This window comes from Rhizobium sp. 10PS4, from assembly GCF_032464805.1.
Taxonomy (GTDB): domain Bacteria; phylum Pseudomonadota; class Alphaproteobacteria; order Rhizobiales; family Rhizobiaceae; genus Rhizobium; species Rhizobium laguerreae.
Genome location: NZ_JAWDIW010000001.1, coordinates 56,468 through 76,885 on the forward strand (window position 1 = coordinate 56,468; position 20,418 = coordinate 76,885).

General features: G+C 61.2%; 15 protein-coding genes and 1 pseudogene. 3 read left to right on the top strand and 13 right to left on the bottom strand.

Annotated features, from left to right (window positions below; translation table 11 throughout):
- Positions 1-58 precede the first annotated feature (58 nt).
- Positions 59-613 (top strand): methyltransferase family protein, encoded by a 555-nt coding sequence (locus tag RWJ89_RS00290; RefSeq protein ID WP_168281492.1) that lies wholly within the window; start codon positions 59-61, stop codon positions 611-613.
- Positions 614-953: 340 nt separating this feature from the next.
- On the opposite strand, the gene ligD is transcribed toward RWJ89_RS00290, so the two are convergent.
- The gene (gene ligD, locus RWJ89_RS00295; protein ID WP_077980687.1) at positions 954-3,599 is read right to left on the bottom strand and encodes a DNA ligase D; all 2,646 of its coding nucleotides are present in this window, start codon (positions 3,597-3,599) and stop codon (positions 954-956) included.
- A gap of 143 nt (positions 3,600-3,742) precedes the next feature.
- Positions 3,743-4,026, bottom strand: a pseudogene (locus RWJ89_RS00300) (DUF982 domain-containing protein).
- A gap of 275 nt (positions 4,027-4,301) precedes the next feature.
- Between RWJ89_RS00300 and RWJ89_RS00305 the strand changes: the two are divergent.
- Positions 4,302-6,068: an SLC13 family permease gene (locus tag RWJ89_RS00305; RefSeq protein WP_316029684.1), complete on the top strand. Its 1,767-nt coding sequence runs from the start codon at positions 4,302-4,304 to the stop codon at positions 6,066-6,068.
- A 58-nt stretch (positions 6,069-6,126) separates the two neighbouring features.
- On the opposite strand, the gene RWJ89_RS00310 is transcribed toward RWJ89_RS00305, so the two are convergent.
- The 7 genes from RWJ89_RS00310 to araD all read right to left on the bottom strand — a co-directional run bounded on the left by RWJ89_RS00310 (position 6,127) and on the right by araD (position 15,039).
- Positions 6,127-7,188, bottom strand: a complete 1,062-nt coding sequence (locus tag RWJ89_RS00310; RefSeq protein WP_206111686.1) for an Ldh family oxidoreductase — start codon at positions 7,186-7,188, stop codon at positions 6,127-6,129.
- Between the two features lie 71 nt (positions 7,189-7,259).
- A complete protein-coding gene (locus RWJ89_RS00315; RefSeq protein WP_077980683.1) occupies positions 7,260-8,780 on the bottom strand; it encodes an ABC transporter substrate-binding protein in 1,521 nt (506 codons plus the stop codon).
- A gap of 93 nt (positions 8,781-8,873) precedes the next feature.
- Positions 8,874-9,779 (bottom strand): 5-dehydro-4-deoxyglucarate dehydratase, encoded by a 906-nt coding sequence (locus RWJ89_RS00320; protein WP_222000440.1) that lies wholly within the window; start codon positions 9,777-9,779, stop codon positions 8,874-8,876.
- Positions 9,780-9,791: 12 nt separating this feature from the next.
- Positions 9,792-11,309 carry an aldehyde dehydrogenase (NADP(+)) gene (locus RWJ89_RS00325; protein ID WP_222013266.1) on the bottom strand — a complete coding sequence of 506 codons (1,518 nt, stop codon included), beginning with the start codon at positions 11,307-11,309 and terminating at the stop codon, positions 9,792-9,794.
- A 60-nt stretch (positions 11,310-11,369) separates the two neighbouring features.
- Positions 11,370-12,080, bottom strand: a complete 711-nt coding sequence (locus RWJ89_RS00330) for a ribonuclease activity regulator RraA (protein ID WP_222013267.1) — start codon at positions 12,078-12,080, stop codon at positions 11,370-11,372.
- 22 nt (positions 12,081-12,102) lie between these two features.
- A complete protein-coding gene (locus RWJ89_RS00335; RefSeq protein WP_020046972.1) occupies positions 12,103-13,293 on the bottom strand; it encodes an L-talarate/galactarate dehydratase in 1,191 nt (396 codons plus the stop codon).
- A gap of 9 nt (positions 13,294-13,302) precedes the next feature.
- Complete coding sequence (gene araD / locus RWJ89_RS00340; protein ID WP_131663478.1) at positions 13,303-15,039, bottom strand: L-arabinonate dehydratase; 1,737 nt, start codon at positions 15,037-15,039, stop codon at positions 13,303-13,305.
- A gap of 143 nt (positions 15,040-15,182) precedes the next feature.
- On the opposite strand from araD, the gene RWJ89_RS00345 reads away from it, so the two are divergent.
- On the top strand, positions 15,183-15,902 hold the full coding sequence (locus RWJ89_RS00345; RefSeq protein ID WP_020046970.1) for a GntR family transcriptional regulator: 720 nt from the start codon (positions 15,183-15,185) through the stop codon (positions 15,900-15,902).
- Positions 15,903-15,929: 27 nt separating this feature from the next.
- Here the strand turns inward: RWJ89_RS00345 and RWJ89_RS00350 are convergent, their stop codons facing one another.
- From RWJ89_RS00350 to RWJ89_RS00365, 4 genes are read right to left on the bottom strand one after another with little or no spacing between them, the layout of a single operon-like run.
- Positions 15,930-16,877, bottom strand: coding sequence for a 2-hydroxyacid dehydrogenase (locus RWJ89_RS00350; protein ID WP_316030394.1), 948 nt, complete (start codon positions 16,875-16,877; stop codon positions 15,930-15,932).
- Positions 16,874-18,508, bottom strand: a complete 1,635-nt coding sequence (locus tag RWJ89_RS00355) for an ABC transporter ATP-binding protein (protein WP_316030395.1) — start codon at positions 18,506-18,508, stop codon at positions 16,874-16,876. The genes RWJ89_RS00350 and RWJ89_RS00355 overlap by 4 nt, the downstream gene beginning before the upstream one ends.
- Positions 18,501-19,427, bottom strand: coding sequence for an ABC transporter permease (locus RWJ89_RS00360; RefSeq protein WP_020046967.1), 927 nt, complete (start codon positions 19,425-19,427; stop codon positions 18,501-18,503). The genes RWJ89_RS00355 and RWJ89_RS00360 overlap by 8 nt, the downstream gene beginning before the upstream one ends.
- A gap of 3 nt (positions 19,428-19,430) precedes the next feature.
- Entirely contained in the window at positions 19,431-20,345 is a 915-nt protein-coding gene (locus tag RWJ89_RS00365) for an ABC transporter permease (protein WP_003550760.1), read from the bottom strand.
- Between the last annotated feature and the right edge of the window lie 73 nt (positions 20,346-20,418).

Here is a 20,418-nt window from a genome sequence, read left to right on the forward strand (position 1 = left end):
TACGGGTTAGGTCTGTCGCAGCAGCAATTGTAACCAACCTTTCAAGCTGGGTATCGAGATGCAATTTCTTCTGGACTTCATTATTTCGATCACCAGCCTGACTATCGTCGGGTCCTACGCGTGGTCGTTGCGAGGCCACTTCAACTCACCGAAGATGGAAGCCGGAGCAAAGCTGATCACCATCGGCGTCATCGCGACGACGGCGTTTTTCCTGTACCTGGTTTGGTCCGGGACCCAGATGCTATGGGTACAAGTAGTAGGACTGGGATTTGAAATCGGGTCGGCGGGCTTGTTCTGGTGGGCGGTGTCGGCCTCGCGACAGGCCAGGTTGCGCTTCGTGTTCACTCTCGATCATCCAGATAGTCTTGTCACCGACGGTCCCTATCGCTACCTGCGGCACCCTTTTTACACGTCCTACCTGCTCTTCTGGTCGGGGTGGGCGCTGGCATCTTGGTCGATATGGTCGATCCTGCCGGTCTTATTTTTTACGGTTGTCTACGTGATTGCAGCCCGCAATGAGGAGAGGAAGTTCTCCCTATCACCGCTGGCATCCGAATATGAAGCCTATCGGCGCAAGACGGGCTTGCTGACACCGTGGTTCGATTGGCGGTAAACCTGCTTCCGAGGGAGGGTACGCATGGCGGAACCGCGTCGGACGCGATGAAGCTGTACCACGAGGCAGCGGCTCGACAGGCGACTGACCTCTCGACGATGCGATAAAGCAATCAGCGTCGAAAGCCTCCGACCGATGGACTTTTCGGACTGCTCCACGGAAACTGTCGATCGTGGCCAGGCGAGTGTCGTTGCCTGCAACAAATCCAACTTGAACACATGGCATTAATCCGACGCCTGGCCCGGCTGTCGCCACGGTGGATCGCCGGGCGCGAACTCCCAAAGCAATTGCGGTTCGCGCTAACTATCACCTCGAACCCGGTCCGCGGTAAGCCCCTCAATCAAGCCGCGACCCGCGCCTTGGCGAAGCGCTTGATCGCCTGTTCCAGTGGCCGTTGGCCGTCGCAATAGTCTTCCCAGGCCGACGATTTCGCCAGAAGAGCAGGAACGGTGCGGATGGTGAAGCGCTTGGGGTCCAGGTCCGACTTGACCTGGGTCCAGGTCAGTGGCATCGAGACGGTGGCGCCCGGCCGGGCGCGCGGTGACAAAGGCGCCACCGCCGTCGCCATCCGGTCGTTGCGCAGATAGTCGAGGAAGATCCGGCCGTTCCTCAGGCTCTTCGTCATTTTGATCAGATAGAGATCGGGATTGTCGCGCGCCATCTGCTGGCACACATCGTGCGCAAAACCCTTCGCTTCAGCCCACGAAAGCGGCTTGCGCTTGTTGACCGCGAGCGGAGTGACAACGTGCAGACCCTTGCCGCCAGTCGTCTTGCAAAAGCTGATCAGGCCCAGCGCGTCGAGACGGTCCCGCATTTCCCGGGCCGCCGAAACCACAGCGGAGAACGGCACGTCCGGACCTGGATCAAGGTCGAAGACGAGACGCCCGGGCACCTCGGGCTGATGCGGTTCGCAATTCCAGGGGTGCAGCTCGACCGCGCCGATCTGCGCGACGGCGGCCAAGCCTTCGACCCGGTCGATTTGCAGATAGGGCTTTTTATCGCCGAAGACCTTGACCAGTTCGAGAAGGTTCGAGGTGCCGGGCATCGCATGGCGCTGGAAAAATTGCTCGCCGCCGATCCCGTCGGGTGCGCGGATGACCGAACATGGGCGTCCCTTGATGTGCTCGATCAGCCAGGAACCGACGGCTTCGTAGTAGCGGGCCAGCTCTTCCTTGGTGACCGCTTCGCCGTCATTCGCATCCGGCCATAGCGGCTTGTCCGGGTTTGAAATCAGCACCCCCATGACCTCGGCTTTGGCGCTTTTTCGGCGGACGGGCCTGGCCTTCGCCTGCACCGCCGGCTGCGGCACGTCAGTTCGCGCGGGCTTCGCCGGCCGTTCAGCCTTGACCTCTTTCGCCGGCTTGTCTTCCCTCAGCCCCTTGAAGGCCGCCTGCCGGACAATACCGTCTGAGGTCCATCCTGCGAATTCGATTTCCGCCACGAGCTCGGGCTTCAGCCACGTGACCTCGGCCTCCTTTTTCGGTGCGCCGACACCGGTGAAAGGCGATTTCGCCGTCTCGAGCGCCTTCAACTTCGGCAGCAGCGTTTCGACTTTCTTTGCGCCATATCCAGTGCCGACGCGGCCGACATAAACGAAGTGGTCGCCACGATAGACGCCGACCAGCAGGGATCGGAATTTCCCGTTGGTCTTTGCGTAGGCGCCAATTACCACCTCATGGCCGGCGCGGCATTTCGACTTCGCCCAGCTTTCAGTACGGCCGGATTGATAGGGTGCATCCGCTTGTTTGGAGATGATGCCTTCCAGCGAGAGCTTGCATGCAGACCGGAGAACTGCATCGCCGCCAGTCTCGAAATGTTCGACGAAACGAATGCGCGGATCGCTGCCGGCGTCGGACAGGAGGCTTTGAAGCCGCGCCTTGCGCTCGACGAGCGGCAGAGATCGCAAATCCTCCCCTCCCTCATAGAGTAGATCGAAGGCGAAATAGACGAGTTCGCTGGTCTTGCCTTCCGAAAGGGCAGCCTGCAGGGCCGCGAAATCAGGAGCGCCACTATCGTCGAGGGCGCAGATCTCGCCGTCGATGATCGCATCGGGCAATGCCGATGCCGCCTCGGCGATATCGGGATATTTTGCAGTCCAGTCGAGCCCTTTCCTGGTCTTCAGCGTCGCCTCACCATCGAGCACGCGCATCTGGATCCGGTAACCGTCGAACTTGATCTCGTGAATCCAGCCGGTGCCTGCCGGAGGGCGCTCCAGGGTCTGGCAGAGCTGCGGCGCAATGAAATCCGGCAAATCGACCTGTGTCACCGTCTTGGAGTCTCCTCCAGTTCGGGCATCCTCTTTTCTCTCGTCGGCAGCCAGTCCCTGATTGCTGTCCCAGACCGCATCGGCCCGAACATCGCCGCCCTCGACCATGAAAGGCTTGGGCTTTCGTCCTTTGCCGGCCGCGATCATTTCCATGGTTCGGCCGGAGGCAACCGATGTCTGATTTTCTTCGAGGATAGTCGCGCCGTTCTCGTCGACGGAGAACTCGTCGTGGTGTTTGATCAGCAGCCAGTTGGTGCGCTTGCCACGGTCGCGATCGTTGCGCATCCGCACCAGCACGAAGCTGCCGTGCAGGCGTTTGCCTTCCAGCGTAAACTTGAAATCGCCTTTTGCCAGCGCCTGCTCCGGGCTCTTCTTTCCTTCCGGTTCCCAATAGCCCCGATCCCACAGCATGACAGTGCCGCCGCCATACTGGCCTTTCGGAATGGTGCCTTCGAAATCACCATAGTCCAGTGGGTGATCCTCCACCTCGACGGCCAGCCGCTTGTCGTGCGGATCGAGGGATGGCCCTTTCGTGACAGCCCAGGACTTGAAGACGCCGTCCAACTCGAGTCTCAGATCGTAGTGCAGCCGGGTGGCATCATGTTTCTGGATGACGAAGCGACGGCGGTTGCTGCGCGTCAGGCGCTTTTCACCGCTCGGCTCGGCCGTTTTTTGAAAATCGCGCTTCGATCGATAAGTCGATAGTTTGTCGCTGGCCATAATCGCTCCAGAAAGCAGCCCCGACAGCGAAATGCCGGCTGGCAGCTGGAAGTTCCATCAGGGCGTTTATACCGGCGCTCATCGGGAAAACGCGCGCTTCGGCAAGACCTCGCCTCATCGGAGGCGAGGTCATCACTGATACCCTAGATGGCCGCGTGACGCGCTGGCCGGGGCGGATGCGGAGCGGGCTTCCTCTTCCACGGGACCAGGACGCCACGAAGGCCTCACGCGCGACGATGCCGGGAATGATCCCGTTAAGCGCGCCGCGGCACGTCTTCACCGCTCGCTCATGGCGCTCTCCATGACGCAGCGGCCATTCGTTCTCGAGAAAATCCAAGGCGTCGTAAACGCCTGTGAAGGTACGCTCTAAACCGCACTGCAGCCGGATCGTCACCGGCCGGATCCATGGAACATCGTTCAGCGGCATCTTTTCCTCCTTTCATGCCACCAATGGTCCTGACGAAATGATATTGTGGCTGTGCGCCGACGGTTCAAGGACCGCCGTGAAGCGTCTCTCAGATGATCTTCTCGATACCGGCATTGGCCCGTCCAGCTCCTGTAGCGCCTGCCTCGGCATGCGTCCTGGGATCAACCCGCCGCAACTGTCAGAAGATAGAGCGGTGAGTATCGGAACAAAAAATTCACCTCACCAAGCATCGTTATCCAGGCTCAAGCGTTAATCGCTACCATCAGGATGCAAAGATGCGCTGGGATCAATGGCTGTCCGTTCTCGTCATCACGCTGATGATGGGTGCGTTTCTATGGGATCGTTATCGATATGATATCGTCGCCGTGAGCGCACTTCTCATCGCGATCATTATCGGGGTCGTCCCCGCCAAAAATGCCTTTACCGGCTTTGCCGACGACATCGTCATTATCGTCGGCAGCGCGCTCATCGTGAGTGCGGCGATATCCAGATCGGGGATCATGGATGTCGCCTTGCGCAGATTTTCGCCCGAACGACGTGGGCCAAGGATGCAGCTGATCATCTTGGTTGCCATAGTCGCAGCCCTGTCAGCCTTTATCAAAAACATCGGTGCGCTGGCGATCATGATTCCGGTCGCTGTGCAAATGGCGCGAAAGTCAAACGTATCGCCGTCCATGTTCTTGATGCCGATGTCTTTCGCCTCCCTGCTTGGAGGGCTCATGACGCAGATCGGCACGTCGCCAAACATCATCGTGTCCCGGGTGCGCGAGGAGATCACCGGGCAGCCGTTCATGATGTTTGACTATACGCCTGTCGGCCTGGCGCTCTCGGTCGCCGGCGTTGTTTTTCTGGCGCTCTTCTACAGGCTGCTGCCTGAAAGATCGCGTGTAGAGACATCGATGGACGAGGCGGTAGCGATCAAAAACTATACCACCGAAGCCAAGGTCGCAGCGCCGTCCGGGGCGATCGGGCAGTCGGTCAGCTGGCTGCAGAAACCTGCCGGCGGCGATGCGATGGTCACCGCCATTATCGGCGGCGGCGGGCAAAAGCGCACGCCCCTTCCCGACACCGTGCTCAAGGATGGCGACCTGCTTATTATCGAGGGCGAGCAGAGCGCGCTCGACAAGATCGTCAGCGAAGCCAAGCTTCAACTGTCCGATCGCAAGCACCAGCCGGAGGCGCGCCGCGACATAGGTTCTGTCGAAGCCATTGTCGGCGAACATTCCCGATTGATCGGCGTCAGCGCAAAAGACGTCTCGCTTTTTGACAATACCGGCCTCAACCTTCTTGCCGTCAGCCGCCGCGACAAACGCTTCACCGAGCGTCTGGGGGAGATCAAGATCCGCAACGGGGACGTCTTGGTCCTGCAGGGCAACCTGCAGAAATTACCGGATCTTTTGCGCGAGTGGGGATGCCTACCGCTCGTCGAACGAAATCTGAAGCTCGGCAGCGCCCGCAATGGCCTGGTCCCCGTCATCATCCTCTTGGCGACGATGGCGGCCACGGCCTTTGGCGGGATCCCCGTTGCGACGGCGTTTTTCGCCGCAGCTTTTTTGATGGTGGTCACCGGATCCATCCCTTTGCGGGAAGTTTATCAGCATCTCGATGCGCCCATTCTGATCATGCTGGCCGCTCTCATTCCGATCAGCGACTCGCTCAGGACCACAGGAACCACCGACATCATCGCGGACCTCCTCTCGCGAACCGCCGAAATGCTCCCGCCCTTCGGTGCGTTGGCTCTCATCCTGGTTGCGGCCATGGCCGTAACCCCGTTTTTGAACAACGCAGCGACGGTTCTGGTCATGGCCCCGATCGCCGCGACCTTTGCCGAGAAGCTGGGCTTTAGACCCGATGCTTTTCTGATGGCGGTGGCAATTGGAGCCGGCTGTGACTTCCTCACCCCCATCGGACACCAGTGCAACACGCTCGTGATGGGACCGGGCGGATATCGGTTTGGTGACTACGCGCGATTGGGTCTGCCGCTCTCGCTCATTGTGGTGGTCGTCAGTGTGCCGATCCTGCTATTGGTCTGGCCGATCTGATTGCACCTGACCGGGCGTTGCGGCGACCGATAGAAGTTTCGAAGCCGAGATGTTTTCGTCAAGCAGCGACGTCAGGAAGAGGCAAGCCCAGGATCTCGGCATGTTTACAAAGCTTCTGCCAAGCCACCTCGCCGACCGGCACGCCCTCTTCCAACGCCGAGCGGCGCTTTCGTGCGGCGCTGTCGCCCGGCATGCGAACGGGGCCATTGTTCCAGGGCGCCGGAGGATTGCTGCGGCATGCAGAGGCGAGAAAGTCAGACTGCGCCGTAAAGGCATCCAGCCCGGCAAAAAAGGCGGGATCGATGACCTGAAGGAAAGCGCTTTGCGAAAAGACACCGGACGGCGTGTTGGCCCGTCCCTTGCCGGAAAGCCCCTGCCCCAGCAATTCGACGATCAGCCCGAGCCCAAAACCCTTGTGCCCCTTCAACTGGCCGCCAAGAGGCATCATTGTCCCGCCCCGTTCGGTCACTTCGCGTGGATCATCGGTCGGCTCGCCTGCGGCGGTGAGAGCCCAGGCCTCAGGAAATTTCTTGCCGGCCTTCGCCAGGTTTTGCGTCATGGTCGTGGTGGTGATCGAGGCCGAGACGTCGATCAGGATTGGATCCCTGGACGTCGGGAAGCCGGCCGCCATCGGGTTTGGCGTCAGAAGCGGCTTCGTGCCGCCATAGGGCGCGACACGGCTCGCCGCGGGATGCGAGACCGACAGCTGCACGATCAGACCGCGGTCGGTGACCTGCCGCATGAAGGCTGAAAGAGCGCAGGTATGGTGGCAGTTGCGGATCGCGGCGGTGACAACGCCATGATCGCCGACCCGTTCGCAGGCCTGCTCGATCGCCTTCGTCAGCAGCCATGCGCCTGGGAGGGATTTGCCGTCCCAAACAAAGGCTGCGCCGCGGTCATTGACGACCTCATAGCTGCCGGACTTCGCAAGGGAACCGTCCTCCAACGCCTCGACGTACCAGTTCAAAAGGCTGACGCCATGGGTTTCGTGACCGATCATGTCGCCTTCCACCAGCACGGCGGCAGTCGTTTCGGCCTTGTCGGGCTCCATGCCGGCGCGGGTCAATATCTGCTCGGCGAATTGGGTCAGGGCAATGCGGTCAATCAGCGGCATAGGCATTCCTCCCTCACGTCATGGAAAGCACGGGCCGCTATTTGCGGGCGGCCCGTGCTTAAGTGCGGCAACCCGGCTTACTTGAAGCGGATCTGCGACAACTGCAGTTCGGAATTCGTCGCGATCGTCGGCTTGAAGTCGAGACGCGGCGAGACGCGGGTGAAACCGACCATGTGGAACATCGGGATGTCGGCGATGATTTCGGTATTCACCTTGGCGAACAGCTCCTTCCAGAGTTTTGTTCGCTCGTCGCCGGTGGCAGACGTCGCCTTGGCGATCAGCGCGTCGACGGCAGGATCGCGAACCATGGAGTGCGAGCCGTCGGTCGCGTATTTCACGAATGCGGTGAAGACGGGATCGCCGGTCGCATTGTCGTGCTGCGACTGGGTCAGAGTCGGACCGGAATCGGCGACAAAGGGTGCAACGAAGTAGCCGTTCCACACGGAAACGTCATACATGTCGAGCTTTACGTTCAACCCAACTTCCTGAAGCATTGCCATCATCGCTTCCATCGCTTCGGTGGCATTGGGATATTGCCCATTACGGCCGATGATGCGGATCTCGCGATCGACCGGCACGCCGTCCGTTTTCGCTGCTGCGACCAGTTCCTTTGCTTTTTCGGGATCATACGGCCAGGCGGGAATATCGGCATTGTAGCCGATCGTGGTCGGCACGACGAGCTGTGTCGCGATCTTGGCCTGTTCGGGGAACAGTGTTCCGAGCATCGCCTGGCGATCAATAGCGAGGTTCATCGCTTCACGGATGCGCCGGTCGTTAAGGGGTGCTGCGCGCGTATCGATGCGCAGCGATGTCGTCTCCGAATTCGGATAGGCGAAATCGGTTTCCTTGTTGGTGGCATCCTGCACGGATACAGCCGGGACGATATCGGCTTCGCCGGCATCGACCATGGCGGCAGCAACGGCGCTGTCGGAGCGGAACAGATAGGTCGCCTGTTCCACCTGCGGCTTTTCCCCCCAATATTCCGGATTGCGTTTCAGCACGATCGACTGGCCGATTTCCCATTTGTCGAACGTATAGGGGCCAGTGCCAATCGGCTTGCGGGTGAATTCGTCTGCTGGTGTCGCCTCGGCCGATTCCACGGCCATCACGGTCATCAGAAGCGGAAGAATCGGTTGCGCCGGTTTTGTCGTAATCCGGATCGTGTTGGCATCCGGCGTTTCGAAGCTGAACTCGGTGCCGCCGAAATATTTGCCGCCGGTCTCACAGCTGAGCTTCTTGTTCTTGTTGCGCTCGATGGTGAACTGGACATCTTTGGCGGTGAACGGCTTGCCATCGTGCCATTTGACATTCGGGCGCAGCTTGAACTCCCAGGTGTCGTCGTCAATCTTCGACCATTCCGTCGCCAGGCGGGGCTTGAGGCCGCCATTGACGTAGTCGAATTCCACCAGCATCTCGTTGACGTTTTCAGAAATGACCCGGCCGACGTCCTGGCGGGCAGCCATACAGGGCTCGACGACATCGACCGTTTCGGCAAGCACAATAGTGACGTTGCTCTTGGCATCCTGCGCCTGAGCCGAGCCGAAACTCAGCGCGAGCACCGTTGTTGAAAAGCAGGCAGCTAACAAATGCAGTTTCATTTCGTTCTCCTCCCATGCGCCTTTGGCGCTCCTCACAGTAAATCTGTGTCCCGTTTTCCGGTGCTCCGGCATCCACTCGGCAGGCGCGAAATTTTACCCGGCCGAAGCGATCAGTTCGCGCATCATCTCGACTTCCTCGTCGGTAAGATCCGTCAGCGGCGCCCGCACCGGACCGGCATCAAAGCCGCGCAAACGCACGCCTGCCTTGACCGCAGAAACAGCATAACCGGCCTTGCGATCGCGGATGCGGGCAAAGGGATAGTAGAAATCGCGCAGCATCTGCTCACAGGCCGCGTCGTCGCCGGCGAGGAATGCCTTGTGGAATCTCAGTGCCGTTTCAGGCACGAAATTGAAGACCGCCGAGGAATAGGTCGGCATGCCGGCTCCGCGATAGGCTTGAGCAAACAGTTCGTGCGTCGGCATGCCGCCGATATAGGAAAGGCGGTCGCCGAGCGCGATCGTGACACGGCGCACCGTATCGATGTCGCCGGTTCCATCCTTGAAGCCGATCAGATTTGGGCATTCGTCGGCAAGCTGAGCAAGCTGCTCGGCCGACACCCGCGCCTGGCCACGATTATAAACGATGACGCCCATATTAGTGGCCTTGCAAACGGCTCGTACACGCGCGGCGATGCCATCTGCCGGCGCCTCGGTCAGGTAATGCGGCAGCAGAAGAATGCCGTCGCCGCCGGCCGCCTCGATGTCGCGCGCCATGTCGCAGGCAATCCGCGTGCCGTAGCCGCATCCGGCAATAACGGGTGCATCGCCGGATACGGCGCGGGCGGCCTTTACCACCTCAACCACCTCACCCGGCGTCAGCGAAAACAGCTCGCCGGTGCCGCCGGCAACGATCAGGCCGGCAACGGGGTAGGATGACAGCCATTCCAGATGCGCTGAAAATGGCTTGGCGGCAAACCGGTCTTCGGCATCGAAAGGGGTGACGGGAAAGGACAGCAGGCCGTTGCGAATGATCTCGCGAAGTTCAGTCGGGGCAATCAATTTGGCACTCCTTCAGTTGCGCAGGTCTTGCGGCAACAGGTCCGCGGGGAAATTCTGGTAGGCAACGGGGCGCAGAAACCTGCGGATCGACATGGTCCCGACGCTGGTTGCGCCGAAGTTGGTCGAGGCCGGGTAGGGTCCGCCATGCACCATGGAATCGACAACCTCGACGCCGGTTGGGAAGCCATTGACCAGCAATCTGCCCGCCTTTCTTTCGAGGATCGGCAGCAGGTCGCGGGCAAGGCGGAGATCGGCGTCGTCCATATGGATCGTCGCGGTCAACTGTCCCTGGAAGCTTTCGGCAAGGGCGAGCATTTTTTCAGGCGAGCCGACGCGTACGACGAGACCGAGAGGACCGAATACTTCTTCGCTGAGCGAGTGATCGGCAAGCCAGGCCGAGCCGTTGGTCTCGAACAGGTTCGGCGCTGCGTCGCGGCCGGCACTCTCTGCAGCGAGAACCGGCGCGACGGCATTGCTTGCCCGCAGGCGGTCCACGCCGTCGTGATAGGCTGTGGCGATGCCGTTGGTCAGCATCGTCTGCGTCGCCACCTTTTCAAGAGCCGCCTTGGCGGCACTGGTGAACTTGTCCGCCTCCGGCCCGTCGACGACAACGGCGATGCCGGGCTTGGTGCAAAACTGGCCGGCACCGAGCGTTAGTGAACCGGCCCAGCCTGAACCGATTGCCTCCGCCCGGGCAGCGGTAGCGGCCGGCAGCAGGAACATCGGATTAACGCTGCCCAATTCCCCGAAAAACGGGATTGGCTCAGGGCGCTGGGCGCAAAGGTCGAAGAGCGCCCGTCCGCCGGCAAGCGAGCCGGTAAAGCCAACGGCTTTGATGGCCGGATGGGTCACCAGCGCCGTTCCGACATCACGGCGGCCGCCCTGGATAAGGCTGAAGACGCCGGCCGGCATTCCAGTGCGCTCGACAGCGGCTGCAATCGCCTCGGCAATGATCTCACCTGTGCCGGGATGGGCTGAATGTCCCTTCACCACGACCGGGCAGCCCGCGGCAAGCGCGGCTGCCGTATCGCCGCCGGCCGTCGAGAATGCCAGCGGAAAATTCGAAGCGCCGAAGACGGCGACGGGGCCGATCGGCCGCTGCACCAGGCGGATCTCGGGGCGCGGCGCCGGTTGCCGGTCCGGTTGCGCCGCATCGATGCGCGCGTCGAGATGCGCGCCCTTGCGGATATGGTCGGCAAACAATCTGAGTTGGCCGGTGGTACGAGCACGTTCGCCGTTGAGCCGGCCCTCTGGAAGTCCGGTTTCCTGCGTTCCGATGAGGGTGACGGCCTCGCCACGCTTGTCGATCTCCTCGGCGATTGCCTCGAGGAAAATCGCGCGTTCCTCGCGTGTCGTTGCCGAATATGCTGCAAAGGCAGCTTCAGCAGCGCGGCAGGCGCGGTCGACCAATTCCGTTGTGCCGACAGCGAAGTCATGCGCCTGCCCATGCGCCGGCTCGGACCGAAATGTCGTCGTTCCGGCAATCCACTCGCCGGCGATGAAATGCCTGCCTGAAGGGGTCCAGCTCATTGTTATTCTCCTCGGCGGAGCCTTGCTCCGTCCTGGTTCCGTTGTTCAAGATGCGCCGCCTTAGCGGCCATTCACCTTCCGCCATTCGGCAAAGAGCGTCAGATTGCTTTCGTCGGTGGCCGGGTAAAGGCCAATGATCGTATGACCTTGCTTGACGCGCTCGGTGACGAAATCCTCGTAAGCGGTCATCTCTACCGCTTCATCGGCGATCTCGTCGGCGATCTCGGCTGGGATGACAATCACGCTGTCGTCGTCGCCGACCATGAGGTCGCCTGGGAAGACCGCCACATCGCCACAGCCTATCGGCACATTGATGTCGATCGCCTCGTGCAACGTCAGGTTCGTCGGGCTGGAGGGACGGTGGTGATAGGCGGGGATATCGAGACCGCCGATCGTCATGGCGTCCCGGAAACCGCCATCGGTGACGACGCCGGCGCCGCCGCGCATCATCAGGCGGGTAATCAGGATGTCGCCGGCAGAGGCTGCGCGCGGATCCTTGCGGCTGTCCATCACCAGAACAGCGCCTTCCGGGCAAGTCTCGATCGCAAGCCGTTGCGGATGTTTAGGGTTGCGAAAGACGTTCATCGCGTTGCGGTCCTCGCGCGCCGGCATGTAGCGCAGCGTGAAGGCCGGTCCGACCATATTGCGGCCCTTCGGCTGGACCGGCCGAACATCCTGGATCGTCTGGTTTCTCAAGCCGCGCTTGAACAGGGCCGAGCAGAGCGTCGCGACGGAGACACCCATCAGCTTTTCACGGGTTGCGGGGTTCATATTTCCTCCTCCTCGTTCTCGTTCAGGCGCCGAAGCTGCGGGTTTCCACAGTCCAGTCGCGGGCTTTGCCCGTCAGGCTGCAGCCGAGCCCCGGACGTGCCGGCACGATCATCCGGCCGTCCTTGATGTCGAGTTGTTCGTTAAACAGTGGCGCCAGCCAATCGAAATGCTCGACCCACGGCTCGTGCGCATAGGCGGCGGCCAGATGCAGATGGATTTCCATGGCGAAATGCGGGGCCAGGCGCATGCGTTTCACCTCGGCGTGCGTGCAGATGCGCAGAAAGGGGGTGATGCCGCCGACACGCGGCGCATCCGGCTGAATGAAGTCGACCGCATCGGCCCGGATCAGCGCCATGTGTTCGTCGGCGCTTGCCAGCATTTCGCCGGTGGCGATCGGCGTGGCAAGTTCCCGCGCCAGGGCCGCATGGCCCTCGGCGTCATAGGCATCGAGCGGCTCTTCGATCCATTCGAGGTTGAGCGGTTCGACCAGCCGGCCGAAGCGCAAGGCCGTCGTGCGGTCCCATTGCTGGTTTGCATCGACCATCAGCGGGACACGGCCATCGATATGGCTGGTCACCGCATCAAGCCGGCGAAGGTCGATCATCGGGTCTGGCTGTCCAACCTTGATCTTGATGCCACCGATACCGGAAGCGATCGAGTGGTCGATGGCATCGCGGATTTCCTCGACGCTCGACGACAGGAAGCCGCCGGAGGTGTTGTAGCAGGCGACACTGTCGCGATGGGCGCCAAGCAGTTTTGCTAGCGGCAGGCCGGCGCGTTTCGCCTTCAGGTCCCAGAGGCAGATGTCGATGGCGGCGATTGCCTGCGTTGCAATGCCGGAGCGGCCGACCGAAGCCCCGGCCCAGCAGAGCTTGTCCCAGATGCGCGCGGTATCGTTGGGATCTTCGCCGATCAGGTTGTCGGCAAGCTCGCAGGCGTGTGCATAAAGGGCAGGCCCGCCTGCCCGCTTCGAGTAACTGAAACCGAGACCGCTATGGCCGGCCTCGGAGACGATCTCGCAAAACAGAAAAGCCACCTGGGTCAGCGGCTTCTGCCGGCCCGTCAAAACCTTGGCATCGCTGATCGGCCGCGCCAAAGGCAGGTAAACGAGCGACAGGGTGACTGACCGGATGGCGTCCAACTTGGACGGACCGGCAGCGAAGCCAGCCTTGGGGGGCTGTGCGGGAATCGTACGTCGATCGGGATCAAACATCGTGGTGCCTCAGTTGATAGCCGGTTCCGGCGTCTTGCCACCGAATTGCGTCGTCAGGAAATCAAAGTCGCAGCCTTTGTCGGCCTGCTCGATATGGCCGGAGAACATAAAGCCGTAGCCGCGCTCATAGTGCCGCGTCGGCGCCGCCCAGGCGGCCCGCCGCGCTGTGATCTCTTCTTCGGAAACCAGCATATTGAGGCTGCGTGCCGCAATATCAAGCTCGACCATGTCCCCCGTTCTCAGCAGCGCCAAAGGCCCGCCAACATAAGATTCCGGTGCGACATGCAGCACGCAGGCACCGAAACTGGTTCCGGACATGCGGGCGTCCGAGATCCGCACCATGTCGCGCAGGCCGAGCTTCAACAGCGCCTTCGGCATCGGGATCATGCCCCATTCCGGCATGCCCGGTCCGCCCTGTGGGCCGGCATTGCGGAGAACGAGAACGGTGTCCGGCGTCAGCGGATAGTCTGGATCATCGATGATCTTCTTCATCTCCGCATAGCTGTCGGCGACCAGCGCCGGGCCGCAATGGCGATGGAATTTCGGGTCGCAGGCCGCCGGTTTGATGACCGCGCCGTCCGGACACAGGTTCCCCTTGAGCACGGCCAGCGAACCTTCGTGATAGACAGGGTTCGACAATGGCCGGATAACGTCGTCATTGTAGATCTTCACCTGGTCCAGACCATCCACCAAGGGTTTGCCCGTCACGGTGATCGCGGTGGGATCGAGCTTGTCGCCGAGCTGCTTCATCAGGGCGCGCAGGCCACCCGCATAAAAGAAATCCTCCATCAGGTAGGTCGAACCGGAAGGCCGGATGTTGGCGAGAACCGGCGTCGTGCGACCGATACGATCGAGATCATCAAGCTCCAGCGGGACGCCGGCGCGCCGCGCCATGGCGATCAGGTGAATGATCGCATTGGTGGAGCAGCCGGTCGCCATTGCGACCGTGACTGCGTTGTCGACGGCAGCGGGCGTGATGATCTGATCCGGCGTCAGATCCTCCCAAACCATATCGACGATGCGGCGGCCGCAGGCCGCCGACATGCGCTGGTGGTTGGCGTCGGCTGCCGGGATCGAGGATGCGCCCGGCAGCGTCAATCCCATAGCCTCGGCGATCGCCGTCATCGTGGATGCCGTGCCCATGGTCATGCAATGGCCGTAACTGCGGGCGATTCCGCCTTCGATGCCCTGCCACTCCTCCTGGGTGATCATGCCGGCGCGGCGCTCGTCCCAATATTTGAAGCCGTCGGTACCGGAGCCCAGCGTCTTGCCGGCATAGTTACCGCGAAGCATCGGGCCGGCCGGCAGATAAATGAAGGGAATGCCCATGCTGACTGCGCCCATGACAAGGCCTGGTGTCGTCTTGTCGCAGCCACCCATCAGAACGGCGCCATCGACAGGATGGCTCCGCAACAGTTCCTCGGTCTCCATCGCCAGCATATTGCGATAGAGCATCGTCGTCGGCTTGACGAAGTTTTCGGAAAGGGAAAGAGCGGGCAGTTCCATGGGGAACCCACCCGACTGAAGAATTCCCCGCTTCACCCATTCGGCGCGTTCACGGAAATGCATGTGGCACGGCTGCGCATCGGACCAGGTGTTGATCACGGCAATGATCGGCTTTCCCTGCCAATCCTCCGGCGCGTAACCCATCTGCATGGTCCGCGACCGATGGCCGAACGAGCGCTGATCATCCGGCAGCATCCATCGGGCGGACCGCAATTGCTCGTAGGTTTTCCTCGCGGTCACGGCCTTCTCCCACCTTTTCGCTTGCTTATTTCAGCGTTTGCACCAACTGATATTTTAGTTTGACATATATATCAATGGAAAGTTTGCGTTCTTGTGCATTAGGTCGTGCAAAGCTATGAATGGAGTCGAAAAGGACGCCTCACATGAATTCCCAGTTCGCCTCTACATTCGGCCTGACCGCGCCCGGCTTCCCGGTCGTCGCTGGCAGTACCGTCCAGCGAGTCTATGATGATCTGCGCAAGCGCATCATCACCATTCAGTTGCCGCCGGACACCACGCTGTCGCGCACCGAGCTCACCGAGACTTATGAAGTCAGCCAGACTCCCATCCGTGACGCATTGCAGCTTCTCAAACAGGAGGGTCTGGTTCGCATTTATCCGCAGTCCCGCACTGTGGTGACCAGGATCGACGTCCTGCAGATTTACGAGGCGCATTTCCTCCGCGTTGCACTGGAAACGGAGGTTTGCCGCCGCCTCGCAACCGATCCGGACCCGGATCCGAGCGTCATTACCCGCGCCCGATCGATCATCAAGATGCAGGCGGCAGTCGCCGACGACGCCGATCAGATCGCGATCTTCCAGGAGCTCGACGAGCTCTTTCACCAGACATTGTTCGCAGGCGCCAAGCGCAGCAGCCTCCACCAATTGATACGCGAGCGCTCCGGCCATCTCGAGCGTATTCGTCGCCTGCATCTGCCCGAGAAGGGCAAGATCGTCAGCATTCTCGATGGGCATCACGCCATTATCGATGCGATCGCCGCGCGCAACGAACAGGGTGCCGTCGACGCGATCCGCGAGCATCTCAGCCGCACCGTCGCAAAAGTGGAAGACCTGCGGAAGGAGTTCCCGGACTACTTCGTCTGATCTGCCGCGCCGCGGGTTTTGCCGGAGTCAATTGACCGGCGTCAGCAGCGGCCTGCCTGCGAAGAAGGCGGCAAGGTTGTCGACCGTCAATTGCGCCATCCTGTCGCGCGTTTCCTCGGTACCGCTGGCATGGTGGGGATAGAGCACGACGTTGTCGAGCGCTGCGAAGCGCGGATCGGGATTGGGTTCGTTGAGGTAGACATCGATGCCGGCCGAGGCGATCCGCCTTTCCTGCAAGGCCTTGATCAAGGCCGGCTCGTCGACCACGGTGCCGCGGGCAATGTTGATGAAGCTGCCGGTCGGTCCGAGCGCATTCAGCACGTCCGCCGAAATCAATCCTTCGGTGGCAGGCCCGCCAGGCGTCGCGACGATCAGGATATCGGCCCAGTCCGCCAGTTTTACCGGCGTGTCGAAATAGGCAAAATCGTTGCCGGCTTTCTTCGTCCTCCCGTAATAGCCGACCGTCAGCCCGACAGCTTCGCATCGCCTGGCAATGGCCATCCCTATGCGGCCGAGGCCGACGATCCCGGCGTTCTTGCCTGAGGTCGATGTCGTCAGCGGCATCATCCCTTTCTGACCCCAGTCGCCGGAGCGCACATAGCGATCGCCTTCCGGCAGGCGCCGTCGTGCCGCCAGCATCAGAAGCAGTGCCATGTCGGCAACGTCGTCGCACAGCACCTCGGATGTGTTGGTGAGCTTGATGCCGCGCCGTGTCATCGCCTCGACATCCATCTGGTCGTAGCCAGCCGAGGAACAGGCGGCGAGCTTTAATGCCGGCAATTTCGAAAGCAGGGCTTCGTCGATGGTCACATGGCCGTTGCAGACCAATGCGGAAGAGACCGGGCCGGCTTGCCGCAAGAGAGCATCCCGCTCTTCGCCTTTGACAAGATCGAGCCGGTGCAGCGTGTAGCTTTCCTCGAGCATCGCCATCTGATGGGGCCGGAGCGGATAGGCGACGATAACATCGGGCTTCATGCGGAAACGAGTCCTTCCTGTCGTTGGCGGGCGGCGCGTCGGGTGGCCTGGATCTCGGGATCGGGATCGAGGCTCGCGGCAAGAAGCGCCTGCGTGTAGGGGTGGGATGGCGCGTTGAAGATCTGTTCGACCGGCCCCTCCTCGACAATCTCGCCGGCCTTCATGACGATGACGCGATCGGCAAAATCGCGAACCACCGGCAGGTCGTGTGCGATGAAGAGGTAGGAAAGGCCGAATTCGCGACGCAGGCCCTCAAGCAAGGCGATCACCTGCGCCTGGATCGACACGTCGAGTGCCGAAACCGCCTCGTCGCAGATGATTAGTTTCGGCTCCATCGCCAGCGCCCGGGCAATCGCGATGCGCTGGCGCTGGCCGCCGGAAAACTGATGTGGATACCGGTCGGCCATATCCGGTTTCAGGCCAACCTTGACCAGCAGCTCGGCCACTCTTTCCTTCCATCTCGCTTTCGGCAGGATATCCGGGTGAATGACCCAAGCTTCGGAAATCAACCGGAATACGCTCATCCGCGGGTTCAGTGACTGGGTCGGGTCCTGAAAGACCATCTGCAAATCGCGACGCAGCCCGAATATTTCCCTCGGGGTCATCGCAAGCAGATCGTTGCCGCGGTAGAGAACCTGGCCCTCCTGCGGATCATCGAGGCGAACGATCGCCCGGGCAAGGGTTGACTTGCCGGAACCGCTCTCGCCGACAACGGCAACCGTCTCGCCGGGCATGATGACGAAGTCCACGCCCTTCAGCGCCTGGAATGCACCGAAACTCTTTTTCAAGCCGATGGCGCGCAGCAGCGGTTCGCCCTGTCGGTCACGCTCTTGCGCCATCGCACCCTTCCCCGGTGCGGCAGCAATCAGCTTCTTCGTATAGGCGTTCTGCGGGTTGCGATAGACTTCGGCCGCATTGCCGGTTTCGACCACGCAGCCGGAATTCATCACCACGACCCGGTCGGCGATCTCGGCAACGACGCCCAAGTCGTGGGTGATCAGCAACAGGCCCATGCCGGTTTCCTGCTGCAACTCCTGCAGAAGTTCCAGCACCTGCGCCTGCACCGTCACATCAAGCGCGGTGGTGGGTTCATCCGCGATCAGGATATCGGGCTTGCAGGCGATCGCCATGGCGATCATCAGGCGCTGCCGCTGTCCGCCGGAGAACTGGAACGGATATTTTCGCATCGCCGCCTGAGGATCGGCTATGCCGACGCGTCTGATCAATTCGAGCGCCCTCGCGCCGGCGCGCTCCGCCGACTGGCCATGCGTCGTCATCATCTCGGTGATTTGCCAGCCGACCGGATAGACCGGATTGAGGTGGGCGAGCGGGTCCTGAAAGATCATGGCGATCTTGGCACCGTTGATCGAGCGCCGCTCCTCGGGCGTCATTTTCAGCATGTCGCGCCCGTTGAGGAGAATGGCGCCGCTGGTGATCTTACCGGGCGGCATGTCGATCAGATTCATGACCGCCGAGGCCGACACGGATTTGCCTGAACCGCTTTCCCCAAGGATCGCCAACGTCTCGCCGCGATCGAGATGCCAGCTGACATCCTGCACCGCCTTGACGGTCCCGCTGGCGGTGTGAAACTCGACCGAGAGGTCACGCACTTCCAAAAGATGTTCAGCCATTTTTCCTGCCCCTCATTTCAAGGCGCCAGCGTTGCGTCGGATCGAGCGCGATGCGCAGCCAATTCGACAAAAGGTTCAGCGACAGCGTCGTCAGGATGATTGCAAGGCCCGGCCAGAAGGAAAGCCACCAGGCATTGGTGAGATAGGGCCGTCCTTGAGCAACCATGAGGCCCCAGGTGATCTCCGGCGCCTGAATGCCGATGCCCAGGAATGACAGGGAGGACTCCGCCAGCATGACGAAAGCGAAATCCAGCGTTGCGATGGTCACCAGCGTTGGGAAGATCACCGGCAGGATGTGATGGAAGACAATGCGCCAATACGACGCTCCCATGACCTTCGCCGCCTGCACGAACATCCGCTCGCGCACTTCCAGCACTTCGGCGCGCGTGGTGCGCAGATAGATGGGAATGCGGGTGATCGCCAGGACGAGGACGATATTGGTGACCGAGGGCTCGAGCATGTAGAGCACGATCACCGCCAGAAGCAGCGACGGAAAGGACATGATGACGTCGCCGAGGCGCATGATCCATTGAGCCGCGGAGGAGCGGCTGTAACCTGCCACCAGACCGAGCGCCGTACCAACGACGGATGATGCGAGCACGGCTGCCGCGGCCACCAGGATGGTGTTTTGCGCCGCCACGATGACGCGGGCAAGAAGCGGCCTGCCGAGCGCATCGGCGCCGAGGACATAAAGCAATCCGCGGGTGATATCGAACGGCGGTGCGTTGCGGCCCCGCAGGTTCTGCTTGGTGGCGATGGCCTCCAGCAGGAACGGGCCAAACAGCGCGCAGAGCAGAACGATCAAGAGGAACAGAGCCGCGAAAAAAGCGAGCTTGTCCGCCCACAGCATCGTCAGCCAGCGCCCGATCGGGCCGCTTGGTTTTTTCTCGGCGAGGATTTGTGTGTCGGCCATCGTCATCGCTCAATACCGGATGCGCGGATCGAGCAGCGCATAGGCGATGTCGATCAACAGGTTCATGATGAAGATCGCCAGTGCCGAGACCATGATGACGGCCAGCACGACGGCGAAATCGCGAAGCAAAATGGAATCGATCATCAGCTTGCCGATACCAGGAAAGCCAAACACCGTCTCGACGACGACGGCACCGTTCAGGATGGCGGCCGCCTGGTCGCCGATGACGGTGATCACCGGCAGCATGGCGTTGCGCAGTCCGTGAATGAAGATGATTGAGTTCGAGCGGACCCCCTTGGCGCGGGCCGTCTTCACATAGGCGGAAGACAGAACGCTGATCATCGAGCCGCGGACCACCTGCAGGATCAGGCCGAAAGGCCGGATGAACAGCACGCTGACCGGCAGGACCCAGTGCCAGAAAGTTCCCGTTCCCGATGTCGGCAGAACATGCAGTTTGACGGCGAAAATGACGATCGCCACGATGGCCAGCCAGAAGTCCGGCGCCGCAGCGCCGATCAGCGAGAAGAAAGTGGCGAGACGGTCGAAGACGCCGCCGACGCGAAACGCCGCGAGCGAACCGATGACGATCGCGGCGACCGTGACCAGCGCCATGGTGATGACAGCCAGCCAGAAGGTCCAGACGAAAGCCTCCAGCACGACATCCATGGCCGGACGGGCCTGTCGCAGTGACTGACCGAAATTGCCCTGGGCGAGATCCGAAACATAACGGCCGAACTGGATGATCAACGGATCGTTGAAACCGTTCATCTCACGGAATTGCTGGCGCATTTCGGTGGTCGCATCGATCGGCAGGTAGAGGTCGGTCGGATCGCCCGTCAGCCGGGACAGGAAGAACACGATGACGATAAGCACCACGAGCGATACGCCACTGGCGATCGCGCGTTTGCCGATGAAACTCTTCATGCCACTCCTCCCGAGTGAACCCCATGGGGTTCGTGATGTCCGGTTTCGTCTTCGTCTGTGCTGCCTGTAATAC

What these genes read in the sequence shown, in the direction of transcription:
- RWJ89_RS00360 (WP_020046967.1), bottom strand. Translation starts at nt 19,427, where the DNA reads ATGACGATGGCCGACACACAAATCCTCGCCGAGAAAAAACCAAGCGGC.
- RWJ89_RS00330 (WP_222013267.1), bottom strand. Translation starts at nt 12,080, where the DNA reads ATGAACCCCGCAACCCGTGAAAAGCTGATGGGTGTCTCCGTCGCGACG.
- RWJ89_RS00350 (WP_316030394.1), bottom strand. Translation starts at nt 16,877, where the DNA reads ATGAAGCCCGATGTTATCGTCGCCTATCCGCTCCGGCCCCATCAGATG.
- RWJ89_RS00325 (WP_222013266.1), bottom strand. Translation starts at nt 11,309, where the DNA reads ATGAGCTGGACCCCTTCAGGCAGGCATTTCATCGCCGGCGAGTGGATT.
- RWJ89_RS00355 (WP_316030395.1), bottom strand. Translation starts at nt 18,508, where the DNA reads ATGGCTGAACATCTTTTGGAAGTGCGTGACCTCTCGGTCGAGTTTCAC.
- RWJ89_RS00310 (WP_206111686.1), bottom strand. Translation starts at nt 7,188, where the DNA reads ATGCCTATGCCGCTGATTGACCGCATTGCCCTGACCCAATTCGCCGAG.
- ligD (WP_077980687.1), bottom strand. Translation starts at nt 3,599, where the DNA reads ATGGCCAGCGACAAACTATCGACTTATCGATCGAAGCGCGATTTTCAA.
- RWJ89_RS00305 (WP_316029684.1), top strand. Translation starts at nt 4,302, where the DNA reads ATGCGCTGGGATCAATGGCTGTCCGTTCTCGTCATCACGCTGATGATG.
- RWJ89_RS00345 (WP_020046970.1), top strand. Translation starts at nt 15,183, where the DNA reads ATGAATTCCCAGTTCGCCTCTACATTCGGCCTGACCGCGCCCGGCTTC.
- RWJ89_RS00365 (WP_003550760.1), bottom strand. Translation starts at nt 20,345, where the DNA reads ATGAAGAGTTTCATCGGCAAACGCGCGATCGCCAGTGGCGTATCGCTC.
- RWJ89_RS00290 (WP_168281492.1), top strand. Translation starts at nt 59, where the DNA reads ATGCAATTTCTTCTGGACTTCATTATTTCGATCACCAGCCTGACTATC.
- RWJ89_RS00335 (WP_020046972.1), bottom strand. Translation starts at nt 13,293, where the DNA reads ATGTTTGATCCCGATCGACGTACGATTCCCGCACAGCCCCCCAAGGCT.
- RWJ89_RS00315 (WP_077980683.1), bottom strand. Translation starts at nt 8,780, where the DNA reads ATGAAACTGCATTTGTTAGCTGCCTGCTTTTCAACAACGGTGCTCGCG.